This is a genomic window from Sphingopyxis sp., assembly GCF_036402335.1.
GTDB lineage: Bacteria > Pseudomonadota > Alphaproteobacteria > Sphingomonadales > Sphingomonadaceae > Sphingopyxis.
Genome location: NZ_DASWTD010000350.1, coordinates 1 through 2048, shown reverse-complemented (window position 1 = coordinate 2048; position 2048 = coordinate 1). Strand labels below are relative to the sequence as shown.

1 protein-coding gene is annotated in these 2048 nt (G+C 67.6%); it reads right to left on the bottom strand.

Going from position 1 to position 2048, the window contains the following annotated elements; translation table 11 throughout:
• The coding region (locus VGD20_RS10890; RefSeq protein ID WP_331134466.1) for a protein-disulfide reductase DsbD domain-containing protein at window positions 1–1753 on the bottom strand (1753 nt) is incomplete at its 3' end.
• Window positions 1754–2048 lie beyond the last annotated feature (295 nt).

Genomic DNA, 2048 nt, shown 5'->3' with positions numbered 1-2048 from the left:
CCGTGGCACGCGCTTTGGCGAGCGCGTCGGGGGAGAAGGTCGATCCGGTGCCGTCGGCCGTGCGTCCCGCCTCCGCGACTTCGGTCACCGTGCCCGCGAGGCTGGCGAGGAAGAGCAGGCCCGAGGCGATCAGCAGCCACGACCGCCGGTCGCCGCGCTGGATCGATCCGTAATGCGTGAGCAGGACAACCGCCATCGCGACCGCGAGGATCGGCCATATCAACTGCTCGCCGCTGCCGAGCTGTCGCCACAACAGCCATGCGAGCGCCAGCGTCGTGAGCCCCATCGGCAGCGCCATCCATTTGCGGAAGCGGTCCATCCACGGCCCCGGCTTGGGGAGGCGACCCCGCAGCGCGGGGACGAAGCCGATCGCAAGGAAGGGCAGGGCCAGCCCCAGGCCGAGCCCGCCGAAGATCGGCAGCGCCGCCCATGCCGGCAGTACCAGCGTTGCGCCAAGCGCCGCGCCGAGCAACGGGCCGCTGCACGGCGTCGCAACAAAGGCGGCGAGCGCGCCGGTCCAGAAACCGCCCGCCGCGCCGCCCTTGTCGGCAAGCGCCTGCCCGCCGCCGAACGATGGCAGCTCATAGGCGCCGATCAGGTTGAGTGTGATCGCGAGCGCGAGGATCAGCAGCGCCAACACACTCACCGGATGCTGGAGCTGGAACGCCCACCCAACCTGTTGGCCGACGGCGCGCAGAGCGAGCAGCGCCCCGCCGAGGAGCAAAGCGGTGACGACCGCGCCTGCACTATAGGCAAGCGCCTCGATCTTGGCCGAACGCACATCGCCGCCCGAGCGCGCGAGGCTGAGTGCCTTGAGGCTCAATATCGGGAAGACGCAGGGCATCAGGTTGAGAATCAGCCCGCCGAGGATCGCGCCGCCGAGCGCGGTCCAGAACAGGCTCATGTCGATGCCCGCGGCTTTTCCGGCAATCGCTTCGCCGGCGGCGGGAACCGCGCCGGGCTCGAGCGTCAACGACAGCCCGCGCCCGCCGCCAAGCTTCAGCAACGCCGAAATTGGCCCCGCCCTGTCGCCCTTCACGCGCGTTTCGACGATGATGCGGTCGCCGTTGCGGCTGAAGCTTTGAGGGGCGGCGTAATCGACGACGTCCTGCGTCTCGACGAACAGGTGCGGCGCGTCGACCGCCGTGCTCGCGGGGAGGGGAATGGCAAAGCGCACCATGTCACCGCGCCGTTCCCATATGCCGTGGCGATCGAGCGGCTGCGGCAGCAGCGCACGCCAGCCGTCAAAACGGGCGCGCTCGGCGGGCATGACCTTGCCGTCGCCCGCCTTCAGCGCGACCGAAATCACCGCTTTCTCGGGAACACAGACCTTGTCGGTGCAGGCGAGCCAGTTGGCGACCCCCGACAGTGTCAGGTCGGTGCCCGGGGCAATGCTCTTGTCGACCTGCACCTCGGCGAGCAGCGCATAGGGATGCTCATAGACGTGGTTCATCATGCCGAAGAGGATCAGTGCATCGGGTACCGGATAGCGGAACGGCGCGATCGTCACGCCCTCGGGCGCATTCCATTCGACCGAGAGGCCGAAGCCCGCGTCGCCGCCATTGGCCCAATAGCCGTGCCAGGTCTTTTCGGGCACCATCGTCAGCGCGAGCGTCGTCGTGTTCCCCGGCGCGGGTGCGGCCGACTCGGCGACCAGTTTCGGCTGGATATGCGTCGACCGGGCAGCCGCCGGACTCGATGCGACAAGCGCGCACGCCAGCAATGCCAGCATGGCGCGCCATACGCGTGTCACAAAAGCCTCACTTGTCAAATTCATGCTCTGTCCGCGCCCGTTCATCGTTCGAAGGCTTGCCATATAGGCGGCTTTCGACGAGAGGACAGCCCGCGCTTTTGGGGTCAGGCCCCGCCATCTTGTGGAGAAGTCGCCCGTGAAGCTGAAATATCTGTCCACTGCCCTTGCTACCGCGCTTTGCCTTGCCGCTGCCGGAACCGGTCTTGCGCAGAATTCGGCCCCGCCGGTACAAAAGGTTACAGCCGCCACGCCGGCACCCAAGCTTGTGGTAATGATCGCGGTCGACCAGTTTTCG